We start from the raw sequence: 15,301 nt of genomic DNA, 5'->3' as shown, positions 1-15,301 counted from the left end.
GGTCCACCGGACCTGGGCTCGGTGGGGAGGGGCGGGTCGCGCCTCCCTGCCGAGCCATAACGATGTGTCAACTCTACGCGTGTAGCGTGGGGTTGGCGCGTGACGTCCCCCGACGTCCCGGCGACAGTTGCACACGTCGCCACCCCCCGGCGGCACCGGGAACCCGCGTCGTCGACGCCCGCCCTCCCACGCCTCGCCTGCCCCTTTTCCCCGAGGAGTGCGCCATCAACGCGTCCAGCTCGTCACCGCCGCCGGCCGCTGCCGTCGAACTGCGCGGCATCACCAAGCGGTTCCCCGGCGTCGTCGCCAACCGCGACATCGACATCACCGTCCGCAAGGGCACCGTCCACGCCCTGTGCGGCGAGAACGGTGCCGGCAAGTCCACCCTGATGAAGATCCTCTACGGCATGCAGAAGCCGGACGAGGGCACCATCACGGTCGACGGCGAGCAGGTGTCGTTCTCCAGCCCCTCCGACGCGATCGCGCGCGGCATCGGCATGGTGCACCAGCACTTCATGCTCGCCGACAACCTGACCGTGCTGGAGAACGTCGTCCTCGGCGCCGAGAAGCTGCACGGCATCGGCGGGAAGGCCCGCAAGCGGATCAAGGAACTGTCCGACGCGTACAGCCTCGGCGTCCGCCCCGACGTCCTCGTGGAAGAGCTCGGCGTCGCCGACCGCCAGCGGGTGGAGATCCTCAAGGTCCTCTACCGGGGCGCGCGCACCCTCATCCTCGACGAGCCCACCGCGGTGCTCGTCCCGCAGGAGGTCGACGCCCTGTTCGACAACCTGCGGGAGCTGAAGTCCGAGGGCCTGACCGTCATCTTCATCTCGCACAAGCTCGGCGAGGTGCTGTCGGTCGCCGACGACATCACCGTCATCCGGCGCGGCACCACCGTCGGCACCGCCGACCCCCGCACCACCACCTCCAAGCAGCTCGCCGAGCTGATGGTCGGCAGCGAACTGCCCTCGCCCGAGACCTCCGGGTCCACCGTCACGGACGTCCCGACCCTCGTCGTGGACTCCGTCCGGCTCACCCAGACCGACCTCGACGGCATCGAGCGGATCATCCTCGACGACATCACCCTCACCATCCACCAGGGCGAGGTCCTCGGCATCGCCGGCGTGGAGGGCAACGGCCAGTCGGAACTGGTCGAGGCGATCATGGGGATGCGCAACCCGGACAGCGGGACCATCACCCTCGGGGACGCGAACATCACCCACGCCCCCACCCGGCACCGCCGCGAACAGGGCATCGGCTACATCCCCGAGGACCGCCACCGCCACGGCCTGCTCCTCGAAGCCCCGCTCTGGGAGAACCGGATGCTCGGCCACGTCACCGAGCGCCCCAACTCCCGCGGCGGACTCCTCGACATCAAGGCCGCCCGCGCCGACACCGAGCGCATCGTCACCGAGTACGACGTCCGCACCCCCGGCATCGACGTCACCGCGGCCTCCCTGTCCGGCGGCAACCAGCAGAAGCTGATCGTCGGCCGCGAGATGAGCCACCACCCGAAGCTGCTGATCGCCGCCCACCCCACCCGGGGCGTGGACGTCGGCGCGCAGGCCCAGATCTGGGACCAGATCCGCGAGGCCCGCCGCGAGGGCCTCGCCGTGCTGCTGATCTCCGCCGACCTGGACGAGCTGATCGGCCTCTCCGACAGCCTGCGGGTGATGTTCCGCGGCAAACTGGTCGCCGACGCCGACCCGCACTCCATCACGCCCGAGGAACTGGGCTCCGCCATGACCGGCGCGGCCACCGGCCACCTGGAACACACCGAGGACGCCCCCGGCGCCGGCCCCGCGGGCCCCGGGGCGGACGGCACGGAGTCGGAGGACGACGCCCGATGAAGAAACTGACCTCCCGCCTCGACAAGGAGCGGCTGCTCCTCGCGGTGGCGGCACCGGCCCTCGCGCTGGTCGCCGCGCTGATCATCACCGCACTGGTGCTCCTGGCCACCGGCAAGGACCCGTTCGCCGCGTTCAGCGACATGATGACCTACGGCTCCGCCAGCGACAGCCAGGTCTACATCCTGAACAAGGCGACCACGTACTACCTCGCCGGCATCGCCGTCGCCATCGGCTTCCGGATGAACCTCTTCAACATCGGCGTCGACGGCCAGTACCGGCTCGCCGCGTTCGTCGCCGCCCTGCTCGGCGGGGCGCTCACCGCGCCCGGCTGGCTGGCCATCCCGCTGATGATCCTCTGCGCGATGGCGGTGGGCGCCCTGTGGGCCTCCATCGCGGGCATCCTCAAGGTGACCCGGGGCGTCAGCGAGGTCATCTCGACCATCATGCTGAACGCCATCGCCACCGCCGTGATCGGCTACCTCATCCAGCCCGAGCAGCTCGGCCAGCTCGACAAGGCGGGCACCCTGGTGTCCACCACGCCGCTGCCGGAGAGCTCCTGGTTCTTCGCCTTCGACGCCGGCCCTGCCGGTGAGGTGTGGGGCTTCGTCCTCGTCGCCATCCTCGTCGGCGTCCTGTACTGGTTCGTCCTCGGGCGCACCCGCTTCGGCTTCGACCTGCGCACCGTCGGCCAGTCCGACTCGGCCGCGGCCGCCAGCGGCGTCAGCGTCAAGAAGATGGTCGCCACCAGCATGCTGCTGTCGGGCGCGGTCGCCGGACTCATCGGCATGCCGACCCTGCTCAACGACAGCCACCAGTTCGCCAACGACTTCCCGCTGGGCATCGGCTTCACCGGCATCGCCATCGCGCTGCTCGGCCGCAACCACCCCGTCGGCATCGCCCTGGGCGCCCTGCTGTGGGGCTTCCTGGAGCGCACCACCAGCCATCTGGAACTCCAGGGCTACGACAAGGAGATCCTCGGCGTGATCCAGGGCGTCATCGTCCTGTGCGTCGTCATCGCCTACGAAGTGGTCCGTCGCTACGGCCTCCAGCGCCAGCAGCAGCGCGTCGGTGCCGAACTCGCCGCCCAGGCCGCCGCCCGTACCGAGAAGCAGGAGGTGGCCCGATGACCGCCACGATGACCGACACGCCGCCGCCGGCGGCGCCCAAGGCGGACCGGGGCGCGACCAAGCGCAGCCGCTGGACGCTCTCGCGCATCCTGCTCGTCATCGCGGGCGCGCTCGTCCTGGTCTCCGCCGTCCGCGTCGTCACCGGCGCCGACCAGCTCACCTCCGAGGGCCAGATCAGCGCGGCCCTCAGGCTCGCCGTCCCGATCGGCCTGGCCGGCCTCGCCGGTCTGTGGTCCGAGCGGGCGGGCGTCGTCAACATCGGCCTCGAAGGCATGATGATCCTCGGCACCTTCGGCGCCGGCTGGATCGGCTGGCAGACCAGCCCCTGGCTCGGACTCGCCTGCGGCGTCGGCTTCGGCGTGATCGGCGGCCTCATCCACGCCGTCGCCACCGTCACCTTCGGCGTCGACCACATCGTCTCCGGTGTGGCGATCAACCTGCTGGCGCTGGGCGCCACCCAGTACCTCGCCAAGCTGTTCTTCGCCGGTGGCGACGCGGCCACCGCGGGCGGCAACCCCAAGCAGTCCCCGCCCGCCGAGTCGCTGCCCGAGATCACGATCCCCGGACTGTCCGACGGCCTCCAGAGCGTCCAGGACCTGCACTGGTTCCTGATCTCCGACGTCGCCGGCATCCTCGGCGGCCTGGTCACCAACGTCTCGGTGGTCACCCTCCTCGCCGTCCTGCTCTTCTTCGCGAGCTGGTGGATCCTGTGGCGCACCCCCTTCGGGCTGCGGCTGCGCTCCTGCGGCGAGAACCCGATCGCCGCCGAGTCCCTCGGCGTCAACGTCTACCAGCACAAGTACCTCGCCGTCGCCATCTCCGGCGGCCTGGCCGGCCTCGGCGGCGCCTTCCTCGCCCTGGTCACCTCGCACATCTACTTGGAGGGCCAGACCGGCGGACGCGGGTACATCGGCCTCGCCGCGATGATCTTCGGCAACTGGCGGCCCGGCGGGCTCGCCATGGGCGCCGGCCTGTTCGGCTTCTCCGACGCGCTCCAGCTGCGCAACGGCGGCGAGGTCGTCCACGCGATGCTGCTGCTCCTGGTCGTCCTGCTGGTGCTGCTCGCCGGCTGGAAGCTGTACCGCAAGGCCGTGGTGCAGGGCGTGATCAGCCTGGTCGTCGCCGCGGTGGTGCTGGTCTGGTTCCTCCTCACGGACGAGGTCCCCGGCGAGTTCGTCGGCGCCACCCCGTACGTGGTGACCCTGTTGGTCCTCTCCCTCGCGGCACAACGCCTGCGGATGCCCAAGGCTGACGGCATGAGGTACCGCAAGGGCCAAGGGAAGTGACGCCCCCCGCACCGGCGCAGCACGACCGGGCCGCCCCGGTCGACTGGGACGCCCTGCGCGAGGCGGCCCGGGACGCCATGTCCCGGGCGTACGCCCCCTACTCGCACTACCCGGTGGGCGCCGCCGCCCGCGTGGACGACGGCCGCACCGTCACCGGCTGCAACGTCGAGAACGCCTCGTACGGGATCGGGCTGTGCGCCGAGTGCGGGCTGGTGTCCGAACTGCTCAACTCGGGCGGCGGCCGGCTGACCCACTTCACCTGCGTGGACGGCCGGGGCGAGGTCCTCGTCCCGTGCGGGCGCTGTCGCCAGCTCCTGTACGAGTTCGGCGGCCCCGGGCTGCTCCTGGAGACCCCGGCGGGTCTGCTCCCCCTGTCCGAGATGCTCCCCCAGGCCTTCGGTCCGGAGCACCTCGCGTAACCGACCCGCCCGCCGTGCCGACGGCCCCCGTCCCCTGCTGACCGCGGGGGGCGGGGGCCGTCGGCACGGGCGCACATGGGAGTCTGGGGCAATGGATCACAGGAGGAAGACCGTGGGTTCCGGGTCGCCCCTCGAACCGGAGATCGGCTTCTCGCGGGCGGTCCGGGTCGGTGCGCACGTCGCGGTCGCCGGCACGGCCCCCCTCGGGGACGACGGGACCACCGTGGGGGCGGGCGACGTCTACGCCCAGACCGTCAGGTGTCTGGACATCGCCGAAGCGGCACTGGGGGACGCGGGGGCCTCGTTCGCGGACGTCGTCCGGACCCGCATCATGCTCACGGACGTGACCCGCTGGCGGGAGGCGGCACGGGCCCACGGGGAGCGCTTCGCCGCGGTGCGTCCGGCCACCACGTTCGTGGAGGTCTCGCGCTTCATCGACCCGGACTGGCTCGTCGAGGTCGAGGTCGACGCGGTCCTCGGTTAGCTCGGCGGGCCCCTCCCGCAGGGTGCCCCGCGCGGGCCCGCCGACCCGTACGGCTCCCCACCGCTCAGCTCTCCGCGGGCAGCTTGTGGACCTCCGTGTCACCGGGGCCCAACCCGCGTCCGTCCGCAGCCCGGACCTCCAGCGCGCGCAGCGGACGTCCGTGCCGACGGTCGACCAACTCCGAGTGCGGCTCCCCGGGTTCGAAGAGGCTCTGTTCGCCCCACTGGCGTAGCGCCACGATCACGGGGAACAGCGCTTCGCCCTTCGGCGTCAGGACGTACTCGCGGTAGGCGCTGCCGTCGGACGCGGGGACGGAGGCGAGGACGCCGCCGTCGACCAGGGCGCGCAGCCGCGCGGTGAGGATGTTCTTCGCGACGCCGAGGCTGCGCTGGAACTCCCCGAACCGGCGACTCCCGTCGAACGCGTCCCGCACGATCAACAGCGACCACCAGTCCCCGATCGCGTCGACCGACCGCGCGACCGGACAGTCACTGTCGTCGAGACGCTTCCTGCGCACCATGTCGTTCCCCGCTCCCATGCTGGTTGCAACATGCTACCAAGCGGGCTACCGTCCATCTGGTGGCAAGATGAAACCAGCTTGCCGGAGGGGTGGAGGGGTGCCATGACGGGGAACCGCGAGGTCGGCAGCAGGGCGACGGAGGTGCCGCGGCGCGCCGCCGAAGGCAGCGGACCCGCGCCCTCGCCCGAACGTGCCTCCCCGTCCGCGCCGCCACCCCGCGGGGTGGTCCCGCTCCTCGCCGTCGCCGGCGGAGCCGCAGTGGCCAACGTCTACTTCGCGCAACCGCTCCTGGTGACGATCGGCCACGACCTCGGGATGAGCCCGGCGCTCGTCGGCGGCATCGTGACGCTCACCCAGATCGGCTACGGGCTGGGACTCCTCCTGCTGGTGCCGTTGGGGGACGTGGTCGACCGGCGCCGCCTCATCGTCGCCCAACTGCTCCTGCTGGTCGCGGCCTTGGTCGTGGTCGCCGTCGCCCCCGCCGCGTCCGTGCTGCTCGCGGGCATGGCCGCCGTGGGCCTGCTCGCGGTGGTGACGCAGACCCTGGTCGTCCACGCCGCATCGCTGGCACCGCCCGACCGGCGCGGGCGGATCGTCGGTCAGGTGACCGGCGGCGTGGTCATCGGCATCCTGCTCGCCCGCACGGTCTCCGGCCTCCTCGCCGACGTCGCGGGCTGGCGGTCCGTCTACCTCGCCTCGGCGGCCCTCACCGCCCTGCTCGCCCTCGTCCTGCACCGGTCGCTACCGCAACCCCGCGGCGACGCCGCGCCGGGCACCCTGCGTTACGGTCAGCTCCTGCGCTCCACGGTCACCCTCTTCGCACGGGAACCGCTCCTCAGGCTCCGAGCCCTGCTCGTCCTGCTGGTCTTCGCCGCCTTCAGCACCCTGTGGAGCAGTGTCGCGCTACCGCTCAGCGAGGCCCCGCACGCCCTGTCCCACACCGCGATCGGAGCGTTCGGGCTGATCGGTGCCGTGGGCGCGCTCGCGGCCAACGCGGCGGGGCGGCTGAACGACCGCGGACTCTCCCGATGGACCACCGGTGGCGGCCTGGCCCTGCTCGCCGTCTCCTGGCTGCCACTGGCCCACGTCGACGGCTCGCTGTGGGCCCTGGTCGTCGGGGTGATCGTCCTGGACTTCGCCGTGCAGGCGGTCCACGTCACCAACCAGACCCTCATCTACGCGCTCCACCCGGAGGCGGGCGGCCGGCTGATCGGCGGCTACATGGTCTTCTACTCGATCGGCAGCGCCACGGGCGCCCTCGCCGCCACCTCCCTCTACGCGGCGTTCGGCTGGGGTGCCGTGTGCGCACTGGGCGCCGGAACCAGCACCCTCGCGTTCCTGGTGTGGGCGCTCACCGACCGCGACCGGCTCACCGACCGCGACCGCTGAACCCGTGCGGGGCGTGCGACCCACCCGCACGGTGCACCGGGGCCCGCCCGGGATGTCCCCAGACGTACCCAACCTCTCTCTATGCGCGTAGAGTCGCATACCCGTGCCCCGGGCCGGCGGCACGGGTGTTCTCAGTCGTTGGAAGGACATGCCATGGACGTCATCTCCGTCATCCGCGCCAAGCGGGACCGCAGCGAACTCAGCGATGAGCAGATCGACTGGGTCATCGACGCGTACACCCGCGGCGCGGTCGCCGACGAGCAGATGTCCGCCCTGGCCATGGCGATCCTGCTGAACGGCATGAACCGCCGCGAGATCGCCCGCTGGACCGCCGCGATGATCGCCTCCGGCGAGCGCATGGACTTCTCGTCGCTGTCCCGGCCCACCGCCGACAAGCACTCCACCGGCGGCGTCGGCGACAAGATCACCCTGCCGCTCGCCCCGCTGGTCGCCGCCTGCGGGGCCGCCGTGCCGCAGCTCTCGGGCCGTGGCCTCGGCCACACCGGCGGCACCCTGGACAAGCTGGAGTCCATCCCCGGCTGGCGTGCGCTGCTCTCCAACGAGCAGATGCTGTCCGTGCTCGACGGGGTCGGCGCCGTGATCTGCGCGGCGGGCGACGGACTGGCCCCGGCCGACAAGAAGCTGTACGCCCTGCGGGACGTCACCGGCACCGTCGAGGCCATTCCGCTGATCGCGTCCTCGATCATGTCGAAGAAGATCGCCGAGGGCACCGGTTCGCTCGTCCTGGACGTCAAGGTCGGCACCGGCGCGTTCATGAAGAACCTGGACGACGCCCGCGAGCTGGCGTCCACCATGGTCGGTCTGGGCACCGACAGCGGCGTGCGCACGGTCGCCCTGCTCACCGACATGTCCACCCCGCTCGGCCTGACCGCGGGCAACGCACTGGAGGTCCGCGAGTCGGTCGAGGTCCTCGCCGGCGGCGGCCCGGCCGACGTCGTCGAGCTCACCCTCGCGCTCGCCCGCGAGATGCTGGACGCGGCGGGGCTGCGCGACGTCGACCCGGCGAAGGCGCTCGCCGACGGTTCCGCGATGGACGCGTGGCGCCGCATGATCGCCGCCCAGGGCGGCGACCCCGACGCGCCGCTGCCGGTCGCCCGCGAGCAGCACGTCATCACGGCGCCCGCGTCCGGCGTGCTCACCCGGCTCGATGCGTACGACGTGGGCGTGGCCGCCTGGCGGCTCGGTGCGGGGCGCGCCCGCAAGGAGGACCCGGTGCAGGCCGGGGCGGGCGTCGAGCTCCACGCCAAGCCCGGTGACACGGTCACCGAGGGCCAGCCGCTGCTGACCCTGCACACCGACACCCCCGAGCGCTTCGACTACGCGCTGGAGTCCTTGACGGGCGCCTACGACGTCACCGTCGCTCCGACGGACTTCGTGCCGGGCCCGATCGTCCTGGAGCGCATCTCCTAGCCGTCCCGCGCCCGGCGGAACCCGCCCCGGTCGACCGTGCGTCAGCCGGGGCGGCGCCCCACGAACAGCACGTGGCCGCCGTCCCCCTCGGGGACGAACTGCTCCCGTTCGACGTGGAGTCCGGCCTCGGCGAGCCACCCCCGGCTGGTGTCCGCGTCGGGGTGGCTCCACCACATGGTGACCCCGCTGCCGAGCCAGTCCCCGTCGGTGCCCGTCCAGGCGCGGTGGCCCACCGTGGCGAGGAACCGCCCGCCCGGCCGCAGCCATCCGGTGAGGCGTCGCAGCAGGGGGAGCTGTTCGTCCAGCGGGACGTGGACCAGCGAGTACAGGGCGAGCACCGCGTCGAAGGACTCCGGGGCGAAGTCGACGGCGGTGGCGTCGGCCTCGAAGAACTCAGCGTCCGGTACGAGGAGTCGGGCCCGGCGCACCTGGACGCCGCTGATGTCGACGCCGGTGACCCGGTGCCCCGCCGCCGCCAGGTCCCGGGCGACGGGCACCCCGCTCCCACAGCCCAGGTCGAGCACCCGACCGCCCGGCTCCAGACGCGCGCACAGGTCGGTGAGCCACTCCCGGTACTTGGTGTCCGCGTCGAACGCCGTCTCGTACCGGAGCGACAGCGCGTCGTAGCCGCGCCGGACGACGTCCTTGGGGTCGTCCGGAACACCCTCGGCAACACCCTCAACCGGCATGCCACGCACCGTAGTCGGGGCGCGGCGACCCCGCGAGGGGTTTTCGCCCGGCGCCGCCCCGAGACCCACCGAGACTCAGCCGGCGGACTCCTGAGCGGACCCCTGAGCGAGCACCGCACCGAAGTCCGTGGCCGCCACGTACGCGGCGAGGGCCCGGGGCTCCCGCCCGAGCACCCGCTGCACCCCGTCGCCGAGCGCCTCGCTGCGGCCCTCCCGGATGTGCCGGAACAACTGCACCAGCAACTGGGCCACCTCCTCGGGCGTCCCGGCGGCCCGCTGGTCCGCCAGGTACTCCTCGTCGCTGACCGGCACGTGGCGCAGGGGGCGTCCGACGGCGGCTCCGATCTCGGCGAGGGTCTCCCCGAGGGTCAGCGCCCGCGGCCCGGACAGGACGTACGTCTCGCCGACGTGTCCGTCCTCGGTCAGTGCGACGGCGGCGACCTCGGCCAGGTCCTCCAGGTCGATGAACGCCTCCCGACCCTCACCGGTGGGGATGCGCAGCTCGCCCGTGGTGAACACGGAGGACAGGAACCACTCCTCCGTGAAGTTCTGGACGAACCACCCGGGACGCAGGATCGTCCAGTCGAGGCCCGACCCGGTCACCGCGTCCTCGGTGGCGCGAAAGGCGGGGTCGTCGACCTCGCCCCAGACCCGGGCGGACAGCAACACCAGCCGCTGCACGCCCCGTTCGGCGGCGAGCCGGGCGAAGGCACGGACCTCGGTGGCGGCGTCCGGGCCCTGGGAGTCCACGAGGTAGACGGCGCGCACCCCTTCGAGTGCGGGCCCCCAGGTGCCGGGGTCGGACCAGTCGAAGCGGGTGGTGGCCTTGCGGGAGGCGGGGCGGGCGGTGAAGCCGCGGCGGGTCAGCTCGGCGGTGACCCGGCGGCCGGTCTTGCCGGTTCCGCCGAGGACGAGCACGGGCGCGGAGTTCTGTTCGGTCGTCATGCCCACCAGTCAAACCGCAGGTGGCGGGGGGCGCGATGGCTGTCGCGCTCAGGTGGATGTCCATCCGTCCAGAGGGCGCCCCGGCGGCGGGTGCCCGAGCCGGGAGCCGTCCGGCCGGCGGCCTGCCTAGACTCACAGGATGGATGACGCGCTGTCCGTCCTGTTGCGGGACGTCCGCCCGCAGGGGGCACTGTTCGACCAGGCCGTGTTGCGCCCGCCGTGGTCCCTCCGCTTCGAGGAGCACAACCAGCTCGTCCTGCTCACCATGTTCAGCGGTGAGGCGTGGCTCAGCAGCGACGCGGTCAACGGGGTGACCCCGGCGCCCGTTCTGCTGCGCCCCGGTGACGTGGTGATCGTGGTGGGCCCCGAGCCGTACGTCATCAGCGACGATCCCGGCACGGCCCCGCTCGTCGTCGTCCAGGGCACCGCTCGCTGTACGACGCCGGGCGGCGCCCTGCTCATCGACGACTGCCCGGGGTGCCGGCACGCGACCGGCGCGCGGGACGGCCGGGGCGACGGGTGCGACGGCGAGGGGCCGCAGCCGGTGGCGCTCAAGGGCACGTACCGGGTGGAGAGCAGTGTGTCGCAGCGGGTGTTGGACGCCCTGCCGCGGTTCGTCCGGGTGCCGTCGCCGCCGGGCGGGTCCGCGACCCTGGAGATGATCGCCGAGGAGATCCACCGCAACACCCCCGGGCAGCAGGTGGTCCTGGACCGGCTGCTGGAACTGCTGCTGGTGTCGAGCCTGCGGGCCTGGTTCGAACTGCCCGAGGCGTCGGCCCCGTCCTGGTACCGGGCGTACGGGGACCCGGTCGTCAGCCGGGCCCTGAAGCTGTTGCACGACGACCCGGCCCGTCCCTGGACGGTCGCTGCGCTCGCCGCGACGGTGGGGGTCTCCCGGGCGGGGCTCGCCCGGCGGTTCACCGAGCTGATGGGGAGCCCGCCGATGGCGTACCTCACGGAGTGGCGGATCTGTCTCGCGGCGGACCTGCTGTCCCGCACGGACGACACGGTCGAGGCGGTCTCCCGGCGGGTCGGCTACGCCAATGCGTATGCGCTGAGCGTGGCCTTCAAACGGACCAAGGGCGTGCGCCCCACCGAGCACCGGGCGATGTCCCGCACATCCTGACCGGTGCGCTGCGCTTGGCCCCGGTGACCTGCGGGTGCGCTGTGGTTGCTCGCGCAGTTCCCCGCGCCCCTGTCGGGGCACCCTGGTGCAGGTGCACTCCGCCTGCCACCGGCCGCAACCCACACGGGCCCCGACAGGGGCGCGGGGAACTGCGCAAGAACGACCACGCACCCGCACGGCACAGCGAACCCGAGCCAGTATGCCCCCGATAGGGGCGCGGGGAACTACGCAAAATCGACCGCGCACCCGCACGGCACAGCGGACCCGAGCCAGGATGCCCCCGATAGGGGCGCGGGGAACTGCGCGAAAACGACCGCGCACCCGCACGGGACAGCGCACCGCCAGGTGACCGCACCCGCACAGCCCAACGCCCGCCCCCCGAAACGAGGGACGGGCGCCAGTGCCTGAGGAGGGCGAATCGTGCAGCACAGTGCCTAGAACTGAACGTCCGAGCAGGAGTAGAACGCGTTGTCCGTGTTGTCCACGGTCCACACACCGAGGATCAGGTGCTTGCCGGACTTCTGCGGCAGGACCCCGGAGTGGCTGACGGTCCAGTCCGGCATACGACCCCCGAAGGGCACCGTCAGGAACGGCTGCGCTTCGAGGTCCGCCCTGGTCAGCGGCTTCGACGGGTCGTACCCGTCCTTGGTGATGTAGTAGCGGAAGTCAGTCGTGGCGTGCCGGGCGACCATGCGCCAGGTGAAGGTGTAGTTCTGGCCGCTGTTGACCTTGGTCGCGGGCCACTTGCCGCCGCGCGGGTCGTCCAGCTCGGAGAACCGCCCGACGCCGCCCGCACAGATCTTGCCGTCGGCGGGGCCGCGCCCGGGGAAGCCCTTGTAGCCCTCGACGCTCCACGCCTCCCATTCGATCTGGCCGCAGTTCTGGACGCTCCCGTTCCCGCACAGGGTGGAGCGGCTGGCGGGCGAGTCCACGTAGCCGTGGCCCTGGGCGCTGCCGGTGGTGGCGAAGAGCGCGGCGACGGCCAGGCCCGCGCCGAGCACGGAAGTGCTGAGCTTCTTGCGCATGGTTCACTCCTGAGGTGGGGGTGCCTCGATGTCGTGGGGGAGGCGGAGTCATCAGCGTGGTCTAGACCAAGACCCAGGGTATTTAGGCCAGTTGGCCGTCTCCAATGCTGCTTTCGGTCACATGGGAACGCGGGCGAAGGCGTTCAATTCCGCCCCACGCCTCGTTGAGCGTGCAACCGCCTGGCCCCGGCGACGGGCCGCCCGCACCGGAACCCCGCAACGTCAGGGGCGCGCGGCACCCGAACGCCCGCCGTCCGGCGGGTCCGCACCGGCCCCCCGGACCCCACCGCTCCCCGATGGCTCAACTCCGCACCCGCCGCGCCTCCCGCCCCCTTCCCGCCCCCATCTCGCGGCCGGCTCAGCCCGGCAGCAGATGTCCCCGCTGCGCCAGCAGGAACCGCTTGAACGCCGCCACCGGAGGGGTGTCGGGACCGCCGCCCGCCAGCCAGGCCACCCCGATCTCGCGCACCGCGCGCGGCGCCGTCACCGTCAGCTCCACCACCCCGGGCCGGGCCACCGTGGGCGGCGGCAACAGCGCCACCCCGAGCCCCGCCTGCACCAGCCCCCGCAGGGTCTCGGCCTCCTCCCCCTCGAAGGCCACCCGCGGCCGGAAGCCCGCCGCCGCGCACAGGTCGTCGGTGATGCGGCGCAGCCCGTACCCCTCCTCCAGCGTCACGAACGTCTCGTCGGCGGCCTCCGCGAGACGGATGCGCCGCCGCCCCGCCAAGCGGTGGTCGTCGGGCACCACGAGCCGCAGCCGCTGCTCGTCCAACCGCCGGGCCGCCAGATCGGGCGCGTCCGGCACCGGTGAGGTCAGGCACAGGTCCAGCTCCCCCGCGCGCAGCCGCTCCAGCATGGCCTCGCCGTAGTTCTGCACCAGGCTGAAGCGGATCCGGGGGTGATCGGCACGGAAGGCGCGGATCAGCCCGGGGACCGTCTCCGTGCCCAGGGTGTGCAGGAAGCCGAAGGCCACCTTCCCGCTCGCCGGATCGGTGTCGGCGCGCACCTCCTCGGCGGCCCGCCCGATGCCGTCGAGCGCGCGCTCGACGGAGGTGAGGAAGGTGCGGCCCGCGGGGGTGAGCGCGAGGGTGCGGCCCCGCCGCGCGAACAGGTCGACCCCGAGGTCCTGCTCCAGCCGGACCATCGCCCGCGACAGCGTCGACTGCGGCACCTGCATCTCCTGCGCGGCCCGCGTCACGTGCTCGGTACGGGCCACCCCGGCGAAGTACGCCAACCGCGGCGCCAGCAGTGTGACGATGTCTTCTACGTCACCAGCAGGTGACAGCCGCGCCCCTGAGCTCTCCTTATGCACCATGGGAACGATTATGGACGTTCCATGCATTGGACGCATGAGAATCCCGGTCGTACGTTCAGGACATGCCTGCCGCAAGTACCGGGGCGGTCACACGGTCCACCGGGCGCGCCCCGGCCACCACCGTCGTGACCGCCGCCCCGCCCGCCGCCCCGTCCCCGATCACCCCCGCCACCTCGACCGTCGCCCCGGCCACCCGCGCCGGGGCCGGGGACGCCGCGCCGCCCGCCCCCGCGGACCGGCGCCTGGCCCCCGGCGGCCCCGGCTACCGCCGGATGAGCCTCGCCCTGTTCCTCGCGGGCCTCGCGACCTTCGCCCTGCTGTACTCGACCCAGGCCCTGCTCCCGCTGATCTCCACCGAGTTCGCCGTCGGCGCGGCCGACGCCAGCTGGACGGTGTCCGCCGCCACCGGCGCCCTCGCCCTGTTCGTCCTCCCGCTGAGCGCCCTGTCCGAACGGTTCGGCCGCCGCACCCTGATGACCGTGTCGCTGGCCGTCGCGGTCGGGGTGTCCCTGCTGATCCCGTTCGCGCCCTCGCTCGGCGCGCTGATCGCCCTGCGGGCCGTGCAGGGCGCCGCACTGGCCGGCGTGCCCGCCTCCGCCATGGCGTTCCTCGCCGAGGAGGTGCGGCCCAAGGCCCTGGTCGCCGCGATCGGACTGTTCGTCGCGGGCAACAGCATCGGCGGCATGAGCGGCCGGGTCGTCACCGGCTGGGTCGCCCAGGAGTGGGGCTGGCGGGTCGCGCTCGGCGTGCTCGGCGTGTTCGCCGTACTGACCGCGCTGGCGTTCCGCGCCCTGATCCCCGCACCCCGCCACTTCACGGCCGCGCCGCTCAGCCCGCGCCACCTCGGCCGCACGGTCCGCGAGCACCTGGCGAACCCGCTGCTGCGCCGGCTGTACGCGATCGGCGCCCTGTTCATGACGGTGTTCGGCGCGGTGTACACGGTGATCGGCTACCGCCTCACCGAGGCCCCGTTCTCGCTGCCCCAGGGCGTGGTGGGTTCGATCTTCCTCGTCTACCTGGTGGGTACGGTGTCCTCGGCCGCCGCCGGTCAACTCGTCGCCCGGCTCGGTCGGCGCGGCGCCCTCTACCTGGCGGGCACGACCACCTCGATCGGGCTGTTGCTGTCGCTCGCCGATTCGCTCGTCTGGGTGCTCGCCGGACTGGTGCTGATCACCGCCGGGTTCTTCGCGGGGCACGCCGTCGCCTCCGCGGCGGTCAGCCGCACCGCCACCCACGGACGGGCCCAGGCGTCGGCGCTGTACCAGTCGGCGTACTACCTGGGATCCAGCGCGGGCAGCACCGTCGGAGCGCTGGCGTTCCACGCCGGCGGGTGGCCGGCCGCTGTGGCCCTCGGACTGTTCGCCGTGGTCGGAGTGGTCGTGATCACGCTGGTGGGCACCCGCGCCGCCCGGGTGGCCGCCCGGACCGCTGCCCCCGCCGTCCGACCGTCCACCGGCCCGGTGGCGGGACGGTACCGAGGGGTGGCCCGCGCGGCGCGGTGAATGCCGGCCGGGGGCGGCGTCGCGGGGCGACGGCCTCGGCACGGGCAGGGGCAACGAGCAGACAGGCGTACCACGTTACGCCGACCGCGAGGGCCGTGCAGGCAGAAGACGCAGGCCAGCCCGATTGTCAGTGGCCTCCTGTACGTTTCCCGTGCTGGCGCCGCACAGGGGCGACGCCGACACCACAGGGGTG

The 15,301-nt window shown here is 72.8% G+C and carries 14 protein-coding genes; 9 read left to right on the top strand and 5 right to left on the bottom strand.

Annotated elements, in window-relative coordinates:
* The first annotated feature begins 224 nt into the window (after window positions 1-224).
* The 5 genes from ACFYOU_RS02225 to ACFYOU_RS02205 all read left to right on the top strand — a co-directional run bounded on the left by ACFYOU_RS02225 (window position 225) and on the right by ACFYOU_RS02205 (window position 5,166).
* Window positions 225-1,850: an ATP-binding cassette domain-containing protein gene (locus tag ACFYOU_RS02225; protein WP_391303764.1), complete on the top strand. Its 1,626-nt coding sequence runs from the start codon at window positions 225-227 to the stop codon at window positions 1,848-1,850.
* Window positions 1,847-2,977: an ABC transporter permease gene (locus ACFYOU_RS02220; protein ID WP_391302837.1), complete on the top strand. Its 1,131-nt coding sequence runs from the start codon at window positions 1,847-1,849 to the stop codon at window positions 2,975-2,977. Before ACFYOU_RS02225 ends, ACFYOU_RS02220 begins: the two co-directional genes overlap by 4 nt.
* On the top strand, window positions 2,974-4,263 hold the full coding sequence (locus tag ACFYOU_RS02215) for an ABC transporter permease (RefSeq protein ID WP_387011227.1): 1,290 nt from the start codon (window positions 2,974-2,976) through the stop codon (window positions 4,261-4,263). Before ACFYOU_RS02220 ends, ACFYOU_RS02215 begins: the two co-directional genes overlap by 4 nt.
* Window positions 4,260-4,682, top strand: coding sequence for a cytidine deaminase (locus ACFYOU_RS02210; protein WP_391302834.1), 423 nt, complete (start codon window positions 4,260-4,262; stop codon window positions 4,680-4,682). Before ACFYOU_RS02215 ends, ACFYOU_RS02210 begins: the two co-directional genes overlap by 4 nt.
* Window positions 4,683-4,773: 91 nt before the next feature.
* The gene (locus ACFYOU_RS02205; protein WP_391302833.1) at window positions 4,774-5,166 is read left to right on the top strand and encodes a Rid family hydrolase; all 393 of its coding nucleotides are present in this window, start codon (window positions 4,774-4,776) and stop codon (window positions 5,164-5,166) included.
* A gap of 64 nt (window positions 5,167-5,230) precedes the next feature.
* On the opposite strand, the gene ACFYOU_RS02200 is transcribed toward ACFYOU_RS02205, so the two are convergent.
* On the bottom strand, window positions 5,231-5,686 hold the full coding sequence (locus ACFYOU_RS02200; RefSeq protein WP_389762182.1) for a winged helix-turn-helix transcriptional regulator: 456 nt from the start codon (window positions 5,684-5,686) through the stop codon (window positions 5,231-5,233).
* 102 nt (window positions 5,687-5,788) lie between these two features.
* Between ACFYOU_RS02200 and ACFYOU_RS02195 the strand changes: the two genes are divergently transcribed.
* Both ACFYOU_RS02195 and ACFYOU_RS02190 read left to right on the top strand, forming a co-directional pair.
* A complete protein-coding gene (locus ACFYOU_RS02195) occupies window positions 5,789-7,075 on the top strand; it encodes an MFS transporter (protein ID WP_391302830.1) in 1,287 nt (428 codons plus the stop codon).
* 153 nt (window positions 7,076-7,228) lie between these two features.
* Window positions 7,229-8,506, top strand: coding sequence for a thymidine phosphorylase (locus ACFYOU_RS02190; RefSeq protein ID WP_389761821.1), 1,278 nt, complete (start codon window positions 7,229-7,231; stop codon window positions 8,504-8,506).
* Between the two features lie 41 nt (window positions 8,507-8,547).
* Here the strand turns inward: ACFYOU_RS02190 and ACFYOU_RS02185 are convergent, their stop codons facing one another.
* On the bottom strand, window positions 8,548-9,195 hold the full coding sequence (locus tag ACFYOU_RS02185) for a methyltransferase domain-containing protein (protein ID WP_391302828.1): 648 nt from the start codon (window positions 9,193-9,195) through the stop codon (window positions 8,548-8,550).
* A gap of 75 nt (window positions 9,196-9,270) precedes the next feature.
* Window positions 9,271-10,140: an NAD(P)H-binding protein gene (locus ACFYOU_RS02180; RefSeq protein WP_391302825.1), complete on the bottom strand. Its 870-nt coding sequence runs from the start codon at window positions 10,138-10,140 to the stop codon at window positions 9,271-9,273.
* 139 nt (window positions 10,141-10,279) lie between these two features.
* On the opposite strand from ACFYOU_RS02180, the gene ACFYOU_RS02175 reads away from it, so the two are divergent.
* The gene (locus tag ACFYOU_RS02175) at window positions 10,280-11,266 is read left to right on the top strand and encodes a cupin domain-containing protein (protein WP_391302824.1); all 987 of its coding nucleotides are present in this window, start codon (window positions 10,280-10,282) and stop codon (window positions 11,264-11,266) included.
* A gap of 434 nt (window positions 11,267-11,700) precedes the next feature.
* Here the strand turns inward: ACFYOU_RS02175 and ACFYOU_RS02170 are convergent, their stop codons facing one another.
* Window positions 11,701-12,291, bottom strand: a complete 591-nt coding sequence (locus ACFYOU_RS02170; RefSeq protein WP_389761814.1) for a lytic polysaccharide monooxygenase — start codon at window positions 12,289-12,291, stop codon at window positions 11,701-11,703.
* Window positions 12,292-12,649: 358 nt separating this feature from the next.
* Window positions 12,650-13,606 carry a LysR family transcriptional regulator gene (locus ACFYOU_RS02165; RefSeq protein WP_389761812.1) on the bottom strand — a complete coding sequence of 319 codons (957 nt, stop codon included), beginning with the start codon at window positions 13,604-13,606 and terminating at the stop codon, window positions 12,650-12,652.
* 62 nt (window positions 13,607-13,668) lie between these two features.
* Here ACFYOU_RS02165 and ACFYOU_RS02160 point away from each other — a divergent pair, with 62 nt between their 5' ends.
* The gene (locus tag ACFYOU_RS02160; RefSeq protein WP_391302821.1) at window positions 13,669-15,108 is read left to right on the top strand and encodes an MFS transporter; all 1,440 of its coding nucleotides are present in this window, start codon (window positions 13,669-13,671) and stop codon (window positions 15,106-15,108) included.
* Window positions 15,109-15,301 lie beyond the last annotated feature (193 nt).

The organism is Streptomyces sp. NPDC005955 (assembly GCF_042871255.1).
Taxonomy (GTDB): Bacteria; Actinomycetota; Actinomycetes; order Streptomycetales; family Streptomycetaceae; genus Streptomyces.
The sequence above is the reverse complement of the archived record's forward strand: the minus strand, read 5'-3'. Positions and strand labels throughout refer to the sequence as shown.

Excerpts from the sequence above, each read along its gene's own strand:
- ACFYOU_RS02220 (WP_391302837.1), top strand. The coding sequence starts at position 1,847 with ATGAAGAAACTGACCTCCCGCCTCGACAAGGAGCGGCTGCTCCTCGCG.
- ACFYOU_RS02215 (WP_387011227.1), top strand. The coding sequence starts at position 2,974 with ATGACCGCCACGATGACCGACACGCCGCCGCCGGCGGCGCCCAAGGCG.
- ACFYOU_RS02205 (WP_391302833.1), top strand. The coding sequence starts at position 4,774 with ATGGATCACAGGAGGAAGACCGTGGGTTCCGGGTCGCCCCTCGAACCG.
- ACFYOU_RS02200 (WP_389762182.1), bottom strand. The coding sequence starts at position 5,686 with ATGGTGCGCAGGAAGCGTCTCGACGACAGTGACTGTCCGGTCGCGCGG.
- ACFYOU_RS02195 (WP_391302830.1), top strand. The coding sequence starts at position 5,789 with ATGACGGGGAACCGCGAGGTCGGCAGCAGGGCGACGGAGGTGCCGCGG.
- ACFYOU_RS02190 (WP_389761821.1), top strand. The coding sequence starts at position 7,229 with ATGGACGTCATCTCCGTCATCCGCGCCAAGCGGGACCGCAGCGAACTC.
- ACFYOU_RS02185 (WP_391302828.1), bottom strand. The coding sequence starts at position 9,195 with ATGCCGGTTGAGGGTGTTGCCGAGGGTGTTCCGGACGACCCCAAGGAC.
- ACFYOU_RS02180 (WP_391302825.1), bottom strand. The coding sequence starts at position 10,140 with ATGACGACCGAACAGAACTCCGCGCCCGTGCTCGTCCTCGGCGGAACC.
- ACFYOU_RS02175 (WP_391302824.1), top strand. The coding sequence starts at position 10,280 with ATGGATGACGCGCTGTCCGTCCTGTTGCGGGACGTCCGCCCGCAGGGG.
- ACFYOU_RS02170 (WP_389761814.1), bottom strand. The coding sequence starts at position 12,291 with ATGCGCAAGAAGCTCAGCACTTCCGTGCTCGGCGCGGGCCTGGCCGTC.
- ACFYOU_RS02165 (WP_389761812.1), bottom strand. The coding sequence starts at position 13,606 with ATGGTGCATAAGGAGAGCTCAGGGGCGCGGCTGTCACCTGCTGGTGAC.
- ACFYOU_RS02160 (WP_391302821.1), top strand. The coding sequence starts at position 13,669 with ATGCCTGCCGCAAGTACCGGGGCGGTCACACGGTCCACCGGGCGCGCC.